Genomic DNA, 21,563 nt, shown 5'->3' with positions numbered 1-21,563 from the left:
CTATTCTAAAATACTTTTACCTCTTTTAGTTAAAACCATACCGCAAAATAGTAAAATAGCAAATGCTATGACTATCATGAGTAAGTCTTGAGGAGAACTCATTGTAATTGGACTTGTTGTTTTTGATAATGCTCCCGCAATATTTGGTATAACAATTGCTGAAAGTAAGAAATATGCACCAAGCAATAACATGAAATTACCTAAAACAATAGGATAAGGCCTGTTAATAACTTTAACAATAGTATTTGATGCAAAATAAGTTACAATCATCACAGCAACAAGTGCTCCAGCAGCATACCAACTTAAATTAAGAGAACTAACCCCAATTGTTGGTGCAACAATTAAAACACTTGCAATAATTGAACCAAAACAACAAGGACAAGGAGCAATAATAGCTAAAGAAGTTGCAGTTGAAGTATTTTTATCATGTATTTTCCACTCTCTTATTGTGAATAATCCTGCAATAATCATTATTGATGCCATCATAATGTAAAATATTGTATTATAACTGTAGATTGCTTGAACTAACTGTTCAGAGTAAAGTGAAGCAATAGCAGAAATAAGCACAACACCTCCACCATAAGCAATGCAAATTACGGTAAATAATTTTTTAGGCAAATTAGCCAATCCTGAAGCGAGTCCTATCTTAATTCCAAAAACTAAAACAGACGCAAAGATTCCAACCTGCCATAAAACACTCATCATATCCATAGTAAATTCTCCATAATAAATTAAAATTAATTAATTACAATTTAATATTAATCAATAAAATATATAAAATTTTATCAAACTGCGATATGTCAAGAACATATCATCAATATTATATTAAATATAACATTATTAAAAGTTTTTGAAAAAACAACACGAAAAACCAAATTAACAAAATGAAAAAATGTATTAACGTTAAGGATAACTGAAAGTTTTAATGTTAGAAAAACAAAATAGATTATTATATTAAAAATTAAATGAGGCAAACAATGTTTTGGAATGAAGAAATCGAAACTATGTCAAGACAGGATCTTGAAGAATTACAATTAAAAAAACTTAAAGCGACTGTAAAAAGAGCATTTGAAAAAATACCATACTATAACAAGAAATACAGTGAAGCAGAAGTTTATCCTGAAGATATTCAAACTTTAAAAGATATTGAAAAAATACCATTTATAACAAAAGATGATTTAAGGGAAAGTTATCCATTTGGACTTTTTGCAGTAGACATGAGTGAAATTAAAGAACTACATTCCTCTTCAGGTACAACCGGCAAACCTGTAGTTTCAGGCTACACAGAAAAAGATTTAGATACCTGGGCTGAAACCATTGCTCGCGGACTTACCATGATGGGCATTGGTGAAAATGATATTTTACAAAATACTCACGGATATGGAATGTTTACCGGAGGTTTTGGAGTTCACTACGGTTCACACAAGGTCGGAGCAGCAATTATTCCAATTTCAACAGGACAAACTCGCAGACAAAATGAAATTATGAGCGATTTTGGAACAACAGGTTTAATTTTTACACCATCCTATGGAATCCACCTTGCTGAAGTTGCCCTTGAAGATGGAATTGACCCAAAAGAACTAGGCATTAAAGCTATTGGATTTGGAGCTGAAGGATGGACTGAAGAGATAAGGCAAAGAGTAGAAGAACTCTTCGGTGCAAAAGCATACAACATCTATGGTTTAACTGAACTCATGGGACCTGGCGTTGGAGTAGAATGCAGTCAACAAGAAGGTTTACATGTTGCGGAAGATATTTACTATCCAGAAATTATTGATCCCAACACTGAAAAAGTTTTAGGAGAAAATCAACCTGGAGAATTAGTTTTAACTAATCTTGAACGTGAAGGAATGCCTGTTATTAGATTTAGAACTAAAGATTTAACTAAAATTACTTATGAAAAATGTGGATGTGGAAGAACACATGGAAGAATAAATAGAATTACCGGCAGATCTGACGATATGATTAAAGTTAAAGGAGTAGCTATTTTCCCATCACAAATTGAAAAAGCATTGCTTAAAGTTGGTGATGCAGAGCCTCATTATATGATTATAGTTACAAGACCTGAAACCTTAGATGAAATCGAAGTTAAAGTAGAAGCATCAAAAGATATTTTCTTTGATGGTGTTAAAGAAATGATGGCAATTCAAACAAAAATCGCTAAATCGATAGAAAATGAAACAGGAATCAGAATGAAAATAACATTAGTAGAACCAAAAACCTTACCAAGATTTGAAGGTAAAGCAAAAAGAGTAATTGATAAAAGAAACTTGCATTAGGTGATAATATGAAAATCAAACAATTATCAATATTTTTACAAAATAAAATGGGAAGTTTATCAAAACCTTTAGAAGTGTTAACTGTTGCAAATGTTAATATTAGAGCAATGTGCATGGCAGATACTTCTGAATTTGGAATTTTAAGACTTGTTGTTGACAATCCAGAAAAAGGTAAACAAGCTCTTGAAGAAAATAACTTTTTAGTTAAAATAACTGAAATCATTGGAGTTGAAATGAATGATGCACCAGGAGGTTTAGCTAGCATCCTGGAAATTATTAAAGAAAATTCAATTGATTTAGAATACCTTTATGCATTTTCACATGATAAATCCAATAAGGCCATTTTATTATTACATGCTGATAATATTGATAAATTAATTTCCATTTTAACGGAAAATAACATTAAAATCGTACCGGCTCAAGAAGTTTATAAATTATAAGCTTCATACCTCTTCTTTTTTTAAAATTCCTTATTCTTTTAAAAAATATTGAAAAACAAACCCCTTTAGACTTCATTTAAAATACTTGGATTGTTTTGTAAATATTATTATAGTGCATCATTGAGTAGATTCTTTGTTTTAAAGTTTTGTACTTCCATAATAGTTTATTTTGTCGAATATCCTTTATTAGAGATATTACGCTTTTCATCCATTCTTCGTATATGCCCTCAAAAAGATTGTTGCGATATTAGAGGATTTGAAATATAAGCTCATTAAGACATATATAAATCTAAAAAAATGGAATTTAACATATCTCTTGATTCCAATTTTATAGATTAATTTTGTTTATTTCCAAGTAATTTATCTGGTTTTTGATTATAACCAATTGTTTTTCCTGTATTTTTCGCTATTTTTTTAGCTCCAACAGCAAGTTTATCGACCATATTATTTAATTTATTATTAGAATGACCTTTTACTTTTTTAAAAGTCAAATTAGAACCAATATCTGCCATTAAATCCCAAATTTCTTTAATAATCTCTAAATTTTTAATAGGTTTATTATCAGATTTCGTCCAACCCTTTTTCTGCCAGTTTACAGCCCATTTTGTAAAAATATCTATACAATATGAAGAATCAGAATAAATTTCGACCAAATCACCATAATTAGAATTATCTAAAAAATCTCTCATTGAAGCATAAATTGCATATAATTCCATTTCATTGTTAGTAGTTAATGGACAACCCCCAGATTGTCTTGATACTTCTTTACCATTTTTTAGTAAAATAAATGCCCAACCACCAGCTTCACGAAGATATTTGCCATTTTTATTCTTCATTGTTGCAGCACCATCAGTATAATAAGCATAACAATCCATAAACGGTTCTCCTTAAAATAAAAAAAGTTTAGAAATGTTATTTTTCAATAACAAATCCATGATTTTGAGCTTTAGTGACAAATACAGTACCATTATCCCCGATGATTTCTCTGGTCTTTTCTACAATGAATTCATTTGATTCATCAAAAATAGTATATAAAACCGGACCAAATGAGCTAATTCCTACACCGTATGCGCCGGCATCTTCAATAGCTTTCATTGTAGGCAAGTAACTATCATCAAGAGAATGTTCCAATTTATTAAAACCTACATTTTGAAGTTGACTTATAGACCAACCAAAGTTTTTAATATCTTTTTCGATCATAAATGGAACAAGATTCATTAAAATTAAGTGAGATACTTGTTCTACTTCCTCTTTTGGAAGAGGGCAATAAGTTTGGAAAACATCTACTTCATCATCCCCTTCCATATGTTTTTCAATTTCAGGAATAGCTATTAAAATGTTCCATTCTTCAGGAAAGTCATATCTTGCAATTAAAGTTGCTGGTTTTGCTTCAGATGCACCAGATGGTAAAAACAATGGTTTTTCTTCTTTACTGTGCCCACCATCTAGAATAAATCCTCCTAAATCATGAGTATAAGTACCAATACCAGAGGTTCCTCCTCTTCCAACAATACTGCTTAATTCACGACTTTCTACTTCAATACCCATAGTTTCAGTAATCAAATGAGCAGCTGAAATAGAAATTTGGGTTCCACTTCCAAAACCAGAATGTGGAGGATATGTTTGATGTACGATAAAATGGAATCCAGAATCGATATTGAAATAATCCATAGCCGCTTTAGCCGCTTCAGGGATTTTTATTCTACATTCTTCGATTGCTTCTTCATCTGTAACCTCATCTGAAAATTCAAGTGTTACACCGCTTTCTGTTTTTTGAATTTCTAAGATGAATTGCGGCTCTTGTAAAGCAAGCCCAATACCACCATCGACTCTTCTATATGACCCATTCATATCAATAAGGGACATATGTATTCTTGAAGGTGCTTTAATTATCATTTTTTCACTTCCTCAATTAATAATGTCTTTTTTAATATTTGTATTTGAATTTATATATACTTTTTAAATATTTCAATTGAACTTTAAGAAAAATAAAAAATATTTTATACTACTTATGAGAAATTAGAATTATGAATATTGAAGATAATATTCCTAAAAATTTAAACGACATTGATGTAGTGATTTTAGTGGCTTATATAACCTTAATTATGCCATTAATTCTTGCATTAATTATTTCAATTTAAACAAGGAGAATTAAATATTCTCCCATTTTATTTTTTTAAATCCACAATTTTAAATTTTAGACTATCCTGATTATTTTTAGCTATTTTTAAAAACAATTAAAAGAAATATTTCAAGTTCGTTAATACACAGGAACTAACTAAAAACTCCGGTTTCAATTGGAGTTTATTTTAAGATTTGAATCTGGGTCATTTATACTTAATTACATCATTTTTTCCAGGATTCTTTAAGCTTTTCTTCGAGTGTTTTCAAGCTTTTTTGTAAATTTTTTTTTCAGGATTTTTCTTCTGGATTGTTTTAAGAGGTTTTTTTTACTTAAAGCTCTCAATTTATCTTTGGTCTCCATCATTTTTTCAAAGGATTTTTTTTATTGATTTTCTCTTACTGTCTTTTTTTTGGAATTTTTCTTTGTTTGTTAATATGATTCAGGAACACTAATTTTTCCAGATTCATCGCCCAATTCCAAATCTTCTTCTTGATCCAATTTATAATACTTTTCTTCCAAGTGTTCTTTCCATGATTATTTTTAATTGTTGTTCATTGGTTATTATTTTTTAAAGATGTTTTTACTTTAGTTCCATCTAAAACTCTAAATGGCGGATTTTTTTTCTTTTGCAGGGTGTCCGCCAAAAATCTAAAATTAATTTTTGAAACTGATTAAAACTACTTTAATTCAAAAACAAAGAAAAATTTGCATCAAAAAAATTACTTTTGGCGAACACCCTGCAAATCTTTAAAAGTTGTTTTAAAAGCTTCATCAATTAAATCAGGTATAATCCAATTTGAATCTTATAAAATTGTCCCTATAAACTGGCTTTTGCATGCCTGCTAAAGTACATATAAGCAATATTCAGTTCTTGTTCTTCTCTCAATTAGGAGAAGACAATTCACCATCAAAAACACTCATTAAAATCAATCCTAAGCAATATTTCACGAGGATAAGCAGGTTCACCAGGCTTATCACGAAACTCCTTGTTAGCTTCGGAACAATCAATTTGATCAACCAGACTTTTAATAAAATAACACGGATGACCTTCAGGAATCAAATTACTCAAGTCCATAGGCACCAACATAGTCTGATTAATAGTATCATCTTTTAAAACCATAAATAAAACAACCATAAATATTAATATTTATAATAAAAGATTGTACTTCATAGTATATAAAATTAAAGGAAAAAAATAAGCGAAAAAAAAATTTTAAAAATTAATGAGAGTCATGTCCCATCCTGTCAAGAAAAGAAAAAAAAATAGTATAATAATTGTCCGAAAAAAAAACCATTTTTCCAAAGATTAATTATCAACTATGATCACGAAAATGATGACCTATATCTTCCCCCTCCCCAATTGGTCAACCACTATAGAAAAAAAAGCGAATACCAATACAAAAACAAAACAAGAATCACACATTGGATCCAAGAATGCAAAAACTGCCCAGTACAAGAATATTGCAGTAAAAACACAACGATACAGAATAATCAGCGACTATGGAAAACATTTCCCAAAAAAAAATAAAAATGCAAAGAAAAATAGAAAACCACAGAAGCCCAAAAAAATCTACAAAAATACGCTCAAAAAAACAGCAGAAACTACCATTTGCAAACATGAAACAAAACATGCACCTAACAGAATTCACAACAACAGGCTTAAAAAAAGTAAATACAGAGTTTAAACTATACACAATAGGACACAACTTAAAAAAAGAATATACAACAAAATAAACAATAGAAACAACTGAAAAATAAAATTATTGCAAAAAATTTTTAAAATAAAAAATTCTATGAAAAATTAAAAAATTTCATGTCCCATCCTGCTATTGTTTATTGTGGATGTTAATATGAAATCTGTTTGTGTATCTGCTATACATGATAAATCTGATTAATTCCTTTTTTAATATATTGAGATGAGGATTATTTAATTCTTTTAGTTGTTTTTCAGTGTATCCAATTATTATGGTGCATCGCAGATGCTAGTATCACCTGCCAGTATTGAATATCCTTTATAAAGACTGGATCTATCTGTATCATTGTAAATTCCATCAATAAAGTCTTCATTCATATCTAACATAGCAAATATGATTAAGCAATTTTCTTCTTTGAGAAATATCGGATTTAGTTAAAGTCATATTTTTATCCTTCTTATCACTTCTAATAAAAATTTATAGCCTCTACAACAGTTGTTCAACCACAATCATAGAAAAGAATACTTAATCATACTTCCTAAAGTAGTTTTTCGAATACGAACAAAATGCACTTTTCCATCATCATATTTTATATATTTTCGATTTTTCATATTTATCCTAATTATATTTCCCAAGTTTCATCACAAAATATTCCCTGAAATATTTAATCATCAAAAACAACCCCCCCCCAATCAAAAAAATCCAATCATAAAATCATAAATAACTATAATATAATAAAAATATAATTTACTAATATTTAATATTAACTATTAATAATACTTAAAATTAAACATAAAATAATTTAAACAAATATAAAAACTATTAAAATAAACACGTCCAATTACAAGCAAATTAAAGGAATTTAAAACAAAAAAAATAATCAAAAAATGAAAAATCAATAAAAAAAATCAAAAACCCATAAAACAAAGTAAAAAATAAAAAATAAATCATATAAACTAATACAATATCAAATAAAAGATTTAAATAAGAAAAATAAGAAAATAAAATAATATAATTAAAAATTAAAAAATAAAAATTTCCTAAATTAACTGGATTGTAATATTAGAAACATTTATGTATTTAGTTGTTTATAAACCTATTTAATTATATTTTTTAAATTTTATTTTAATAAAATATAATTGAAAATAATTATTTAAATCAGGAGTTAATTATGAAAAATTCTAAATTGATTTATTGTTTAGCATTTATGTTAATGCTTATAAGTATTGGTGGAGTCTCTGCTATTGATGATGGTGATGTTGCTATTTCCGATGTAGGTTCTTCCGATGATGTTTTAAATGATCAAACAATTGCTGCAAGTGAGCAATCTTTTGAAAATGATGCGCTTGCTTCTGGTGATCGTGATAATACTGCTCAAACTTGGGTAATTGATAATGATAATTATGCTAATTATTTCGTTGCTGATAATGAAAGTGAAGATGATATAGCTGGAACAATCAGAGATGATGCCCCTATTAAAGATGGAGATATTTTAAAATTATCTAACTTAGAAGGTAAAGTATTTAATATTAATAAATCTTTAACCATTACTTCTAACTCTTCTGCTGATGTTCTTCATAATTGTATGATTAAATTATACAAAGGTGCAGATAATAGTATTATTTATGGTTTGAATATAACTGTAGATACAGATGCTAAGAATTATACTGGTGCAGATAATTTGCCATTATGGCCAATTTTAGCAATTCAAGTTTCTAATATTACAATTAAAGATAATTATATACGCAATAATGCAACTAATTCACATGCTTTAGGTTTAGGTGATGTATTTCATTCCACTATATATAATAATACATTGATTTCTGGATCACATCCATTTTATCTTTTAGGTTGTGATAATTTAATTAGTCATAATTATATCAATGCAGGAACAGTTCCCGGAGTTAATGGTATTCCCTATGTATTTTACATTACTCGTATATTAGGACATTCTATGGCAACATGGTATAGAAATCCTCAAAATGGAACCATAAGTAATAATATTATTGAATATAATACTATTGATGGTTCTGGTTCTGGATGGTTAGTTTATGGTAATGGATTAAGTGCAACTAGTACTTCTAACAATACATTTAGATATAATAATATTATTAATGGTAATATAGCATTCCAAGTTCAAAATGCTATAAATTATAAAGTATATGGCAATAATATAACCAACGTTTCTAATGGTATTAATGCAATTCAAAACACTATAGATTGGGAAGTATATAATAACTATATTAATGCTAAATTTATTGGAATTATAGTAGATTTTGAAGATAAAGTTTATAATAATACTATCATTGTAAATAGTTCATCTACTGCTACAGGTATTCAATTTAACAATGCTAAAGTCAACGGTACTTTTATCTCCAATAACAATATTACCTTAATCGGCGTTGATTCTAAGGGTATTGATATGTCTGCTGCTAAGGATATTAATGGCATTACAATTGAAGGTAATAATATTAATGTTTTAGCTATAAAAGGCTCTTCAATAGGTATTTTTGGAGGTAAAGATGCTCAAAATAATAAAATGACATACAATAATTTGAAAATTACTAATAATAATATTAATGTTAAATCTGAAAATATATCTGCTAATACAGTAGGTATTGAATTGCATCCTGTTAACAACTCTGTCATATCCAATAATATAATTGATGCTAAAAATGGATTAGGAATTTATGCTTATTCTGGTACTTCAAATTCTGGTAAAACACCACTTACAAATTTAACTATAAGTTCCAACAAGATTAATGGAAGATTTGGTATTAAAATTGGTAATTCATATAAAAATACTAAATCGAACAATATAACTGGAGTTAGTATTTTTGATAATATTATCAATTCTACTGCAGTTGCTATTGATATTTCATCAATTGATAAAATTTCAAATACTAGTATTTTAAAAAATGATATTATTGTTAATGCTATAAATGATTCTAATGCTTATGCCATATTCTCAAAAACAGTGCAAAATTTAATTATTAATGAAAATACTATTAAATTCACTGCTAATACTAATGGTACAGTTACTCAATATGCTATAAGTTTATCTGAAATTGAAAATCTTATCTTTAAGGACAATAAACTTGATGCAAATCTCAAATCTTTACTTGTTCACTATGACCCTATTACTTTGGCATCTAATTACACTAATTTAGGTTTGTATCTTGTAGATTCTAATAATATTGTAATTAAAGGTAATAAATTTAATGTTGTTGATACTGTACAAGGCGAGGGTTCTGATAATCTTTGTAATATTTATTTAAAAGATAATACTAATGTTTCATTTAATAGCAATGATGTTTCTATTTTAGCTTCTGCTAATGCTTATGTTATGAAAGTTGAAGGATATAAAGGTCATTTTAATTTAATGATTAATAATAAAATAACTGGCCGTTCTAATTCTATTTATGGTATAGGACTTTATGGTTGTAAAGATGTAACTCTTTTAACTAATAAAATTAATCTTGAAGGTAATTATACAATTGGTATTGCAACTAGTTCTGATTTAACTGAAATTATATGTAACGAAATTGTTACTAAAGGTTTAGCTCTTGGTAATGCTACATCTGGAGAGGAATTTATTTCTGATAACATAGGAATATATGCTAATGCTCATGCTAACAGAGTTTTTATTTCATGTAATAATATTGATTCTTCTAAATATGGTATTTTATCTGATTCTAAAGAAGCAAATATTATTGAAAATGTAATTAATATTGTTGGTATTCCAGGCAAAGACGCTATTGGCGTTAAAACTTCCACTAAAACCAATTTTATCGGTAATACCATTGTTGCTAAATGTAAACAAAATTGTTGTGAACTTGGCTTACCAATCAACACTATTACAGGTATTCTAGCTACTAATAATGCTAAAATCATTGCATTTAATAATAAAATCAATACTAATGGTAATTATACTATTAATTTAACTGAATCTTGTAAAGAGGGATTTTCTCAAAATACTATTTATAATAATAATTTAATTGCTAATAAATTAGTTGGTGATGATAGTGTCACATTTGATAAAGGATGTGAAGCTAATAACCTTATCTCTAATAATACCCCACTCATTGTTGTGATTACTGCAAGTAATGTTGTTAAAACTTATGGAAATGCTAATAAATTAGTTGCTACTATTAAAGACAATAAAGGCAATGCTATTGTAAATCAAAAGGTAACTATTACTATTGGCAAATCTACTTACACTGTAACTACAAATAATAATGGAATAATTTCTTTAGCTATTAAACAAGCTGTAGGCACTTATACAGCTTATATTAAAGTTAGTGGAGAAAAATATGTTACTGCAACTAAAAAAGTTTCTATTAAAGTAAATAAAGTTTATACTTCTGTGAAAGCTAATAAAGTTGCTGCAAAAGTTAAAAAAGCTAAATACTTCCAAGTTTTTATTAAAAATAAAGTAACTAAGAAGGTTATTAGTAAATTATCTATTATTATTAAAGTTTCTAATGGTAAAAAATACAAAACTTACAAAGTAAAAACTAATAGTAAAGGAATAGCTAAAATTAGCACTAAAGGTCTTACAAAAGGTGCCCATAAAGTAATTATTTCTTCTGCTAATAAAAATTACCATGTAAGTAAAATTGGAAAGCTTATAGTGATCAAAAAATAATTTAATTTGGGAGGATATTATAATCAACTAATTTTTATTCTTTATTTTTCCCATTTTTATTTTTTTATTAGGTTTAACAAATCTCATCTATTCTGCTAAATCCATAATTTATTGCCATATAAAGGATTAATTTGTTTAAATATTTTAATTTTGTGTTTGAACTTTTAAAAAAGAATTTTTTGATTGTATTGTAAATATGATAGCATTATAAGTTAAAAATTTAGTCATTTTATCAAAAACTTATAAAATTTAATTATCTTAATAAAATGTCTTTTTAAGTAAGTTTTTATAATATAAATAGTTAATAATTTTTATTGATTTTAGAGAGATATTTTCTATGTATTCTTGTGATTATAGTAACTCATCCATATTATAGTATATTACGAAAATTTTATCCCTAATGAGTGACAAATATTTAATCATGGAAATTATAGATAAACTCGAAGAACAAGGAATCGCAGAACTTGATAAATATTTAAAAGAATATAGGCAAGCACACAATATTTATATGAGATTATTAGCAGTTAGAATGGTTAAATTGGGTGAAACTAGAACTACAGTTGGGGAATTCATTCGTAAGGATAGAAAAACAGTAGGAAATTGGGTTAAAGATTATGATGAATATGGAATCGAAGGTTTAATACCAGATTACTCAAATTGCGGTACAAAATCCAAATTAACTAATGATCAGTTAATTGAATTAAAAATACTCTTAAGTGATCCCGATAAACATTACACCATTATTGGTGCACAAGAACTAATTAAAGAGAGATTTGGAGTCAAATATTCTTATAAACAAGTTTGGGAAATTACAAGAAAGAAATTAGGGTTTAATTATTGTAAACCGTTCCTTATTTACAATGAAGCTCCAGCAGATGCCGAAGAAATACTTTTAAAAAAATGTTCGTAATTGATTTTGAAATTGAAGATGTTATTGTCCTTGATGAATCTAGATGTCAAAATACAACTAACACAACCAGGAGATTATGTAATCCGACAATTAATGGTGTTAAAGATAAAAATAGGTTTAAAAAAAGTGGTGAGCGATATGGGGTTAATGGAGTTGGTTTTCAAGGAATTAATTGTGAATCTGCAATATTTTTCAACCCAAAAAAAATAATGCTAATAATTTTGTGTTAACTATCTGTAAATATTTAATTTCCAGAACAGAAAATCCAAAAGCACTAAAAATAATCTCTGAGATCATATCAAGTTCAAAATTAGAAATTGATAATGTAAAAATTGAATTATTGGAAAAATGCATGGATGAAAAAGAATACAAACAAATGTTTGATGATGAGCAAAAGATTATCCCAAAAAAAAATTCAAATCCAAATGCAAAAAATACCATATTAACTACTACAAAATCAATCAAATAATAAAAAAACACCTGCAAAAGATGTTAAACAACAAAAAATTAAGTTTACTCATGAAAGAAGAAAAACCATTGAATATTTTTTTTAGATAATGCAAAGATCCACAAAGCGAAAATTGTTGAAGAAGCATGTGAAATTTTATCAGTAAAACCTTGTTTATTTACCTCCATATTGTCCGTTTTTAAACCCTATAGAAGACATATGGAAAGATATAAAGAGAGAAATATATAACACCGATCATAAATCATTGGATGAATTAATTAAACTTTTTGAGTCAAAATTTTATGAAAAAATAGATAAGATTTCATATTTTGAAAATTGGGTGATGAAATTCTTTGGGGTAAACATTTCGTAAAATACTATAATTAAAAGTTAATTCAAGCAAATTAAATAGGATATTCTTTTTAAACAATTAGAAGAATTATTTAAACAAAAATAGATATTAACTTGGCATGATTTTTATAAGATTAAATTTTAAAAAAAGAGGGCGACTCAAAATTAATTATTTTTTTAAAATTTTTTGGCATTAATTTTATTATTTTCAGGTATTTTGTTTGTTTTGTTGGGGGGTATGAGTTCTTTTTGTATTGTTTCGTTGTATATTCTTTTTAAATTGTGTGATATTGCGAGTAATTTTGCTTCTGTTTGTGTTCTTTTTAGTCCAGTTGTGTTGAATTCTGTTACTTTTAGATTTTGTTTTATATTTCCAAATGGCTATTCTGCTGTTTTTGATCGTTTTTTATAGATTTCTTGTGCCTATGGTGTTTCCATTTTTCTGAGCATTTTTATTTTATTTGGATTTTCATAATCTGTTATTACTCTTGAATAATTATTTCCACAACATTCTTGGTGTTTTTTGCATGTTTTTGCAGTTTTTTGTCCAGTATGCGATTCGTGTGTTCTTTTTGTAGCTTTTTTTTGGTTTTCTAGTATTTGACCCATTGGGCAGATATAGGTGTTTTTTTTCATGATCGAAGATAAATTTGTCTTTTTTGAATGGTTTATCTTTTTTGTTGATTTTTTTGAGTTTTTTTGAGAGTTTTCTGGTGGATATGTTATCCATCAAGATGATTTTCTGATAGATAGTTTATGTTTTCGTTTGTTGAGTAGTCGTTGTTGGGTGAAATTTGTGTATTTGGTGTTAAATTACCAAATGTTTCTTTTATTTGTTCTATTTGTGGAATTAGTTCGAATACGTCTGTTGGATTTTGTGTTAGTGATGATGAGACTATTATTCCTTTGTATTCGTCTATTCCGATTTGTAAATTGTAATTGAATTCCCATTTGCTTTTTTTGTTTAGCATTCATCGTGATTCGGGGTCTTTTATGCTGATTGCATCGTTTTTTTGTCTTTTTTAGTTCTGAATCGATTTTTTCGACTTTCTGCAAAACTTTTTTGGCAGATTTTTTTATCTTTTTTTGCTTGGTCAAGGAGCTTTTTACTGCTTCTTCGTAGTTTGAATTCGTTTCTATTTCCTTTTGTGGTTTTGGTTACTTTTTTGTAGATTTCTTCAAAGGATTTTTTTGTCAATTAATTCTTTTGGTACAGAATTTCCTGATTCGTCTCCGAGAAGTTCATCTTCTTCTTCATCGAGTTCAATACTCTTTTTTAAGATGTCTTTAAGTAAATCTATTTGTTCTTGATTGGTTAAATTATTTATGGATGCTTTGGCTTTGATTTTTATTCCATCTATTGCTATGTGTTTGAGTTTTACTAAATCTAGATGATCTTTTGGAATCAAATCTTTCAAGTCCAAAGGAACCAATAATTGCTGATCAATTTTATCCTCTCTCAAAACCATAAGAAACACAACCAAAAAGTTAATTAACTCTAATAATAAATTGTACTTCCTAATATATAAAATTAAAAGATAATAAAATAAGAAAAAAATTTAAACACAAAAATTATGAGTCAGCCTCAAAAATAAAGAAAAGAATAGATAATAAATAATAATCAAATATTAAATATCTTTTCTACCTCTATAACATCCATAAATTAACAATATGGCTAAAACAATAATCAAAATAGCAAATAGATTCATATTAGAATTAATTGAAGTAGCTGGTTTTTTTTCGGATAAATCATAAGCAATTGATCGAGAAAGTTCTTCAGAACTTATTTCCTTAGCAGAATCAGTAGTTGGTTGAGAACTAACTTCAATACTTTGATCTTTATCAAGCTCATGAGATTTACCAACATCTGAAGAACTATTAGTAATAGAACTATTAGAATTTAATGTTCCAACAGAAGAAATAAAAGAACCATCAGAACTTCCATCACTAGAACCATTTATATTATCAATAATATCAGTTATATCATTAATAATATCAGTTATATCATCAACAATGTCATTAATCATCTCTTCTATATGCTTTGGTTCAGTATTACCAGAATCAATAGGGTCGGAGTCATCATCTAAATTAACATTATTCTCAGTAGCATTACGATAATAAATAAAATCATCCTTAGTTCTTTTATGAAGGTCTACAAGATTCTCAACAGAAGAATTATTTACACTACCATCATCATTTACCGGAGTATTATCATAAATAACATTATTCAAATAATATTCAATTTGACCTCTTTGTTTAATAATTTTATGTAGATTATTCGAAATAGTGAATTTATTATTTATAGCATTAATCTTACCATATTTTGTATAGATAGAACTTTCATCTTTATAAATAGAATTAATAACAAAATCATTATTTGTTATCTTCATATCCCCATAAATTGAGTAAATATCTCCACCACCCTCAGAAGTAACATGATTGCCTATGAAAGTATTAGAATCAATTGTTAAATCTTCCCTACATAAAAGACCAATAGCTCCTGCAACAACACCAGTGTTATTGACAAATGTATTGCCTTTAATAAGAGTGTTACGAGAACCTATATCAACAGCACCATGATATCCATGATTATTCTCAAAATAATTATCTAAAATATTTAAATCCCTACCTGCATAAGTTTGAATAGCATTTTGTCTTTGATTAGTGAATTTATTATTTGAAATTTTAGCTCCACCAGAACAATATAAATAAATACCCATATCATTACCATTAAACTTATTATTTGAGATTTTAATATTAGTATTTCCTGCATCTGATCCTCCTTTAAAAGTAGGATTATAAATATAAATAGCAGCATTATTAAAAGAATATACACTACCACTTGTATCATAATTATTAAGAAAAGTATTATTTTCAAAAGTTACATTACAAGCATTAGCATATACAGTTCCCTGAGCTTGATTTTTAGAATCATTATTATTTAAGAAAGTATTACCAATATAAAGATTATTTTCACCATTATCATATATTGAAGAACCCATAAACATTGCTTTATTATTATCAAAAGTGTTATTTTCAAATATAGCATAATTAGCATCATTTTTCACAACACCATTAGCAGAACTACAATTTGTGAAAGTATTATTTAAAAGATAAAAACTTTTACCTGAAGCAATACTAATAGCACCACCATAACATCTATTACCATAGATATTAATTTGATTGCTAGAATATCTACAATGAGCAGTATCCTTATCAAAATGACAATTTTCTACTTTAGCACCTGCAACAGTATAAATAGCACCACCTTCAGCAATATTTAAACAAACTTCACCAGAACCAGCATCAGTTCTAACTTCAACATAATTACCTATAAAGTCACAACCATAGACATAAAATCCTTTTCCATAATTAGAAATAGCACCACCATAAATTGGATCATTTTTAACTTTACTAGTTTCTTTCGCATAATTACCCTCAAATAGAGAACAAGAAACAGTGAAATTATTACCAAAATTAGAAATAGCACCACCAGAAACTCCAGTAGTTTTACTCTTAGCACAATTCTTTTTAAAAATAGAATTATTAACTAAACTATTATCAGCTGAGCAGTATATAGTTCCTCCGTATGCTATTGCTCTATTATAATAGAATCTAGAATTGTTTAATATTAATTTGCCTTTAGAATAAATGGCTCCTCCATTATTAGCAGTACAATAGTTAAATTCACATCTTTGAATAATTAAAATACCTTCTGAATATATAGCCCCACCATTAGAATTATCTAAATTAGAAACATCAGCATATGAAAAAGATAAATTACTAACAGAAAAAGTACATCCTTCTAAAACATTAAAAATCCTATTTTTAGAACCACCATTAATATATGAAAGACCAAAAGAAGTAATTGATAAATTTTTATCTATAAATAAATTACAATTTTTTTCACCAGAAAAAGAACCATTCAAGCATATTACATAACCATTTTCAGATTTGTTAATTGCTTGAGATAAACTTGCATAAGGAGAATCTATAGAACCATTACCACTTTCATCATTACCATAATTTGAGACATACACAATATTATCATTTACAGAAACAACATCTTCCAACGTATCAGAAGATAAAGAGGAATCATCTAAAACTGCTTCATTGACAATATCAATAGAGGCAGAAACCATATTTAATGATCCAATAAGTACAAAAACAACTAAAAGAATCAATGAAAACTTAAAAGATTTTTCCATTATTAATCACCAAAATTTTAATACAATATAAAGTATACTTAATAATTCATAAATCACATTTATTAAAATAATATATTTTAAGTATAATATAATAGTTTCTAAAAAAATAGAACTCTTTTAAAAAGTTAATTGAATTGAATCAAACTGAAATTTTGGATGTTACATTTTTTTCTTTATTATCAATTTAAAGTCAACCCAGTTAATTTAAGAAATTTATTTTTTAATTTTTAATTATAGTATTTTATTTTCTTATTTTTCTTATTTAAATCTTTTATTTGATATTGTATTGGTTTATATGATTTATTTTTTATTTTTTTACTTGTTTTATGGGTTTTTGATTTTTTTATTGATTTTTCATTTTTGATTATTTTTTTTGTTTTAAATTCCTTTAATTTGCTTGTAATTGGATGTGTTTATTTTAATAGTTTTTATATTTGTTTAAATTATTTTATGTTTAATTTTAAGTATTATTAATAGTTAATATTAAATATTAGTAAATTATATTTTTATATGGTTATTTAGAATTTTATGATTGGATTTTTTTGATTTAGGGGGATTGTTTTTGATGATAAATTTCAGGGAATATTTTGTGATGAAACTTGGGAAATAAATTAGGATAAATATGAAAATCGAAAATATATAATTAATGATGGAAAAGCACATTTTGTTCGTAATCCAACCCAGTTAATTTAAGAAATAATTTGAAAAATATTTTTTTTTATTCACATCTTCTTTGTGTTGGTGGGAATTTGTTAGTTGGATCTTATGATTAGTCTATCAGGATTTCGGTTATTTTCTCTATTTTTTTTCTACTAAATATTGATTGTGTGGTGTTTAATATTCTTTTTACGGTGTTTCTTCTTTCTTGATAATCGTCAGATTAGTAAGTCAGGCATGTCTAATTTGATTAATCCGAATAGTAGATTGAGATTGGTTTTGTATTTGTGTTTTAAGTTTTTGTTTTTTTTGTTTTTCTTGTATTTTTTTTTTGGTCCGCGTCGATTTTCATGGCCATTAAGTAATTAAACATTGAATATGTTGGGGTAGAAGTCTCTTGTTGTATGATTTGTTCTGAGTATCCGCTGAAGTTTTCTTATGTGGATTATGTTTTTTAATCTGTCAAAATTGGTTTTCTATTTTCCATCTTTTGTTGTATAGTTCTTTTAAATCCTTGTGTGGTGAATTTTTCGGATGGTAAATTGCTTGCAAGTATTTTTGTGTATTTTTTTCCCTTTTTTTTGGTTTCGAGTTCTATTTCTGTTATTCGTATTTCAGCACTTCGTGATTCTAATGCTTTTTTTCTTGGTTTATTCATCATGGAAGTTTTGTGTGCGTATTGCATTTATTGTGATGTCTATGGTTTCATCGTTGGTTTTCATGTTTTTTCGTTCATGGTCAAAGTCATCTACTCTTAGTCGTATTATGAAATTGGAATTTATGCTCATATGTTTTAGCATTAGTTCAATGGAAGCATATCCTCTGTCGTAGGTTGTGATGGTGTTGGTCATGTTTATTCTTTGATTTAAATATGTCTAAATGTTTTAATGCTAGTTCTATTTCGTTTATTTTTTTTTTACTATTGAGTGTCCGCCAAAAATGATTTTTGAGTGTGGATTCTAGTAAATGGTCACATCAAGCTTTAATTGGTGTGTAGTGGATATACTTTCACAAAAATCAACAATATCTTCTTTATTATTTTGTTCTCCTTGAATAAGATTATATAATCTTTTTATATTGTATGCTAGTGCATCTAGGTTGAGTCTTTCTCCGGTTTTTACCATTCCGATTACTATTTCTTGTTCTACATGGTATTGTTCTTTGAATATTCCGAATGGTCCTTCTACACTTGGTCTTTTTTTGAATTCTTCTTTATATTCTTCTTTTTCCATTTTGAAGAACATTGCTCTTTCTAATCTGCCACCGTTTTCTGTGATGGTTTTATGTGTTTGTTTGTCTGTTAAGCAGGATTTTCTGTGAATGCAGTATTTACATGCAGTATAATTGTTGTAGAGTCTTTTTATTTTGTCGGGTTTGTCTGGTTCTTCGTTTGGTTGTGTGTATTCTTTGTAGAAGTACATTGGTTGTCCTGATGGGCACATAAATAAGTCTAGGTCGGATATGTAGTAAAAGTGGTCTTTATGGAATTGGTTTGGATTTAATTTGCCTATTTTTTCTTTGGATTGTTTTCTTGTTGGTATTAATCCATCTATTCCTTTGTTTACAAAGTATGATAGGCTTATTTGATTTAAATATATTGTATCTGCACTCATGTGTTTTGGTACTTTTCCTATGTTGTTTATTGCTTTGTCAGCTACTTCTGGTAGTTGGTAATGGTCTGTAGGGTTTTGTGTGACGTTTAATGCGCAGATTAGTTTGGTGTCGTAATCGACTGCAGATTGGATATTATAAGCAACCAGGAAGTTTCCTTTTTTGCCTTTCATCATGCGTGCTTCAATATCATTCATTGGTATTTTATCCTGTCCTGTGAATTTGAATTGAGTTCTGATGTCATATAATATTTCTAATTTTTCATCATTGGACATTTCCTTGTCATTTAGTATTTTTTGAGCTGGTTTATTGAGTTTTTCAAGCTTTTTAAGGTCAACTTCCAGTCCTTTGTAGAACTGGACCAGCAAATTGGTTTCTTTTTTGCTGATCATATTTTGGTTAGAATTGAATGCTTTTTTGATGGTCCCATCGACTACAACATGATTAAATTCAGTGAATCCTTTTTTTACGGCCATTTTTAATGTCATTTGAAGCAATACTTCATAATAACGTCCAAATTCATCACGATACCTTTGAATTGAACGTTCAGAGGGTTTAATTCTATCACAAACGAATTTATATATGTCATGGTACTTTGTCATTTCTGCAATGACTCTAGCACTTTCAATATGGTCTATTTTTGCATAAACAAGTAATTTTAACATGGAACATGGAGGATATGAAGGCCTACCGCCTTTTTTCTTATTCTCTTTAATTCCCAAAATCGGATAAAATTCTTCAAATAAAATCAACCACAAAACGAGAAATATGATTCTCTGGAACATTAAAATCATAAGTCCTAATGCCTAATTCAGCCTGATTCTTAATAACTTTCTTTCTAACCATAAATAACCAACACATAATAACTCATATCTAATATAAAATATGTACATCATAGTATATAAATATTACTATTCTAAAAATGACTAAAATCAAATATAAATAAATCATTATAATCCATATTAAAAATTATGAATAATAAATAATTAAAATTAAATTCTAATTAATTTAATGAAAAAAATTAACAAAACAAGAAAATTATAACGCAGTTATAAAAAATTCAAAATAAAAAAAATTAGTTTTGGCGGACACCCTATTGGTTATTGTGGATGTTAATAATGAAATCTGTTTGTGTATCTGCTATACATGATAAATCTGATTAATTCCTTTTTTAATCTATTGAGATGAGGATTGTTTAATTCTTTTAGTTGTTTTTCACTGTATCCAATTATTATGGTGCATCGCAGATGCTAGTATCACCTGTCAGTATTGAATATCCTTTATAAAGACTGGTTCTATCTGGGTCATTGTAAATTCCATCAATAAAGTCTTCATTCATGTCTAACATAGCAAATATGATTAAGCAATTTTCTTCTTTGAGAAATATCGGATTTAGTTAAAGTCATATTTTTATCCTTCTTATCACTTCTAATAAAAATTTATAGCCTCTACAGCAGTCGTTCGACCACAATCATAGAAAGGATACTTAATTATACTTCCTAAAGTAGTTTTTCGATTACGAACAAAATGTGCTTTTCCATCATCAATTATATATTTTCGATTTTTCATATTTATCCTAATTATATTTCCCAAGTTTCATCACAAAAATATTCCCTGAAATATTTAATCATCAAAAAAAACTCCCCCCATAAATCAAAAAAAAATCCAATCATAAAATCATAAATAACTATAATATGATAAAAATATAATTTACTAATATCTAATATTAACTATTAATAATACTTAAAATCAAACATAAAATAATTTAAACAAATATAAAAACTATTAAAATAAACACATCCAATTACAAGCAAATTAAAGGAATTTAAAACAAAAAAAATAATCAAAAATGAAAAATCAATAAAAAAAATAATCAAAAACCCATAAAACAAGTAAAAAAATAAAAAATAAATCATATAAACTAATACAATATCAAATAAAAGATTTAAATAAGAAAAATAAGAAAATAAAATACTATAATTAAAAATTAAAAAATAAATTTCTTAAATTAACTGGGTTGATTTAAAGTAATAAATTTAATATATAAGTGAAGCTAACATATTACAGTAATAAAAACAAATATAAAAGTTTTAGATAGTAGTATTTCTGATAACAATTTAAACTTTCCAATTTGATTCCAGAATTTTCCAAATAGCTTTAAGGATAAATCTGAAATTAATTGTGATTCTATT

The 21,563-nt window shown here is 27.0% G+C and carries 17 protein-coding genes; 7 read left to right on the top strand and 10 right to left on the bottom strand.

All coding sequences use genetic code 11. The features are described 5' to 3' along the window. Positions 1 to 711 carry a DUF2162 domain-containing protein gene (locus Q9969_RS01770; protein WP_305515179.1) on the bottom strand — a complete coding sequence of 237 codons (711 nt, stop codon included), beginning with the start codon at positions 709 to 711 and terminating at the stop codon, positions 1 to 3. Positions 712 to 977: 266 nt separating this feature from the next. Here Q9969_RS01770 and Q9969_RS01765 point away from each other — a divergent pair, with 266 nt between their 5' ends. Next, entirely contained in the window at positions 978 to 2,279 is a 1,302-nt protein-coding gene (locus Q9969_RS01765) for a phenylacetate--CoA ligase (RefSeq protein WP_305553799.1), read from the top strand. 8 nt (positions 2,280 to 2,287) lie between these two features. Further along, the gene (locus tag Q9969_RS01760) at positions 2,288 to 2,719 is read left to right on the top strand and encodes an acetolactate synthase (RefSeq protein ID WP_305513194.1); all 432 of its coding nucleotides are present in this window, start codon (positions 2,288 to 2,290) and stop codon (positions 2,717 to 2,719) included. 335 nt (positions 2,720 to 3,054) lie between these two features. On the opposite strand, the gene Q9969_RS01755 is transcribed toward Q9969_RS01760, so the two are convergent. The 3 genes from Q9969_RS01755 to Q9969_RS01745 all read right to left on the bottom strand — a co-directional run bounded on the left by Q9969_RS01755 (position 3,055) and on the right by Q9969_RS01745 (position 5,964). After that, positions 3,055 to 3,594: a ribonuclease H gene (locus tag Q9969_RS01755; protein WP_305553796.1), complete on the bottom strand. Its 540-nt coding sequence runs from the start codon at positions 3,592 to 3,594 to the stop codon at positions 3,055 to 3,057. A gap of 37 nt (positions 3,595 to 3,631) precedes the next feature. Next, positions 3,632 to 4,615 (bottom strand): beta-ribofuranosylaminobenzene 5'-phosphate synthase, encoded by a 984-nt coding sequence (locus Q9969_RS01750; protein WP_305513189.1) that lies wholly within the window; start codon positions 4,613 to 4,615, stop codon positions 3,632 to 3,634. A 1,136-nt stretch (positions 4,616 to 5,751) separates the two neighbouring features. Further along, positions 5,752 to 5,964 (bottom strand): hypothetical protein, encoded by a 213-nt coding sequence (locus Q9969_RS01745; RefSeq protein WP_305512941.1) that lies wholly within the window; start codon positions 5,962 to 5,964, stop codon positions 5,752 to 5,754. Positions 5,965 to 6,344: 380 nt separating this feature from the next. Here Q9969_RS01745 and Q9969_RS01740 point away from each other — a divergent pair, with 380 nt between their 5' ends. The 5 genes from Q9969_RS01740 to Q9969_RS01720 all read left to right on the top strand — a co-directional run bounded on the left by Q9969_RS01740 (position 6,345) and on the right by Q9969_RS01720 (position 12,565). Then, on the top strand, positions 6,345 to 6,578 hold the full coding sequence (locus Q9969_RS01740; RefSeq protein WP_342766047.1) for a transposase: 234 nt from the start codon (positions 6,345 to 6,347) through the stop codon (positions 6,576 to 6,578). Positions 6,579 to 7,709: 1,131 nt separating this feature from the next. After that, the gene (locus tag Q9969_RS01735; protein ID WP_305553793.1) at positions 7,710 to 11,186 is read left to right on the top strand and encodes a right-handed parallel beta-helix repeat-containing protein; all 3,477 of its coding nucleotides are present in this window, start codon (positions 7,710 to 7,712) and stop codon (positions 11,184 to 11,186) included. A 421-nt stretch (positions 11,187 to 11,607) separates the two neighbouring features. Next, positions 11,608 to 12,096, top strand: coding sequence for a helix-turn-helix domain-containing protein (locus Q9969_RS01730; protein ID WP_305553790.1), 489 nt, complete (start codon positions 11,608 to 11,610; stop codon positions 12,094 to 12,096). Then, the gene (locus Q9969_RS01725; RefSeq protein ID WP_305553787.1) at positions 12,087 to 12,326 is read left to right on the top strand and encodes a hypothetical protein; all 240 of its coding nucleotides are present in this window, start codon (positions 12,087 to 12,089) and stop codon (positions 12,324 to 12,326) included. Before Q9969_RS01730 ends, Q9969_RS01725 begins: the two co-directional genes overlap by 10 nt. Continuing rightward, positions 12,320 to 12,565, top strand: coding sequence for a hypothetical protein (locus Q9969_RS01720; protein WP_305553784.1), 246 nt, complete (start codon positions 12,320 to 12,322; stop codon positions 12,563 to 12,565). Before Q9969_RS01725 ends, Q9969_RS01720 begins: the two co-directional genes overlap by 7 nt. A gap of 753 nt (positions 12,566 to 13,318) precedes the next feature. On the opposite strand, the gene Q9969_RS01715 is transcribed toward Q9969_RS01720, so the two are convergent. The 6 genes from Q9969_RS01715 to Q9969_RS01690 form a co-directional block, all read right to left on the bottom strand. Then, complete coding sequence (locus Q9969_RS01715) at positions 13,319 to 13,531, bottom strand: hypothetical protein (RefSeq protein ID WP_232817564.1); 213 nt, start codon at positions 13,529 to 13,531, stop codon at positions 13,319 to 13,321. A 542-nt stretch (positions 13,532 to 14,073) separates the two neighbouring features. Further along, the gene (locus tag Q9969_RS01710; protein WP_052331826.1) at positions 14,074 to 14,364 is read right to left on the bottom strand and encodes a hypothetical protein; all 291 of its coding nucleotides are present in this window, start codon (positions 14,362 to 14,364) and stop codon (positions 14,074 to 14,076) included. Between the two features lie 159 nt (positions 14,365 to 14,523). Continuing rightward, complete coding sequence (locus Q9969_RS01705; protein ID WP_305553730.1) at positions 14,524 to 17,103, bottom strand: right-handed parallel beta-helix repeat-containing protein; 2,580 nt, start codon at positions 17,101 to 17,103, stop codon at positions 14,524 to 14,526. A gap of 1,111 nt (positions 17,104 to 18,214) precedes the next feature. Beyond that, complete coding sequence (locus tag Q9969_RS01700) at positions 18,215 to 18,418, bottom strand: hypothetical protein (RefSeq protein ID WP_305553728.1); 204 nt, start codon at positions 18,416 to 18,418, stop codon at positions 18,215 to 18,217. Continuing rightward, entirely contained in the window at positions 18,411 to 18,611 is a 201-nt protein-coding gene (locus tag Q9969_RS01695) for a hypothetical protein (RefSeq protein ID WP_305553725.1), read from the bottom strand. The genes Q9969_RS01700 and Q9969_RS01695 overlap by 8 nt, the downstream gene beginning before the upstream one ends. Before the next feature lie 108 nt (positions 18,612 to 18,719). Next, on the bottom strand, positions 18,720 to 20,123 hold the full coding sequence (locus Q9969_RS01690; RefSeq protein WP_305553722.1) for a transposase: 1,404 nt from the start codon (positions 20,121 to 20,123) through the stop codon (positions 18,720 to 18,722). Positions 20,124 to 21,563 lie beyond the last annotated feature (1,440 nt).

It is taken from the genome of Methanobrevibacter sp. V74 (genome assembly GCF_963082495.1).
Taxonomy (GTDB): Archaea; Methanobacteriota; Methanobacteria; order Methanobacteriales; family Methanobacteriaceae; genus Methanocatella.
The sequence above is the reverse complement of the archived record's forward strand: the minus strand, read 5'-3'. Positions and strand labels throughout refer to the sequence as shown.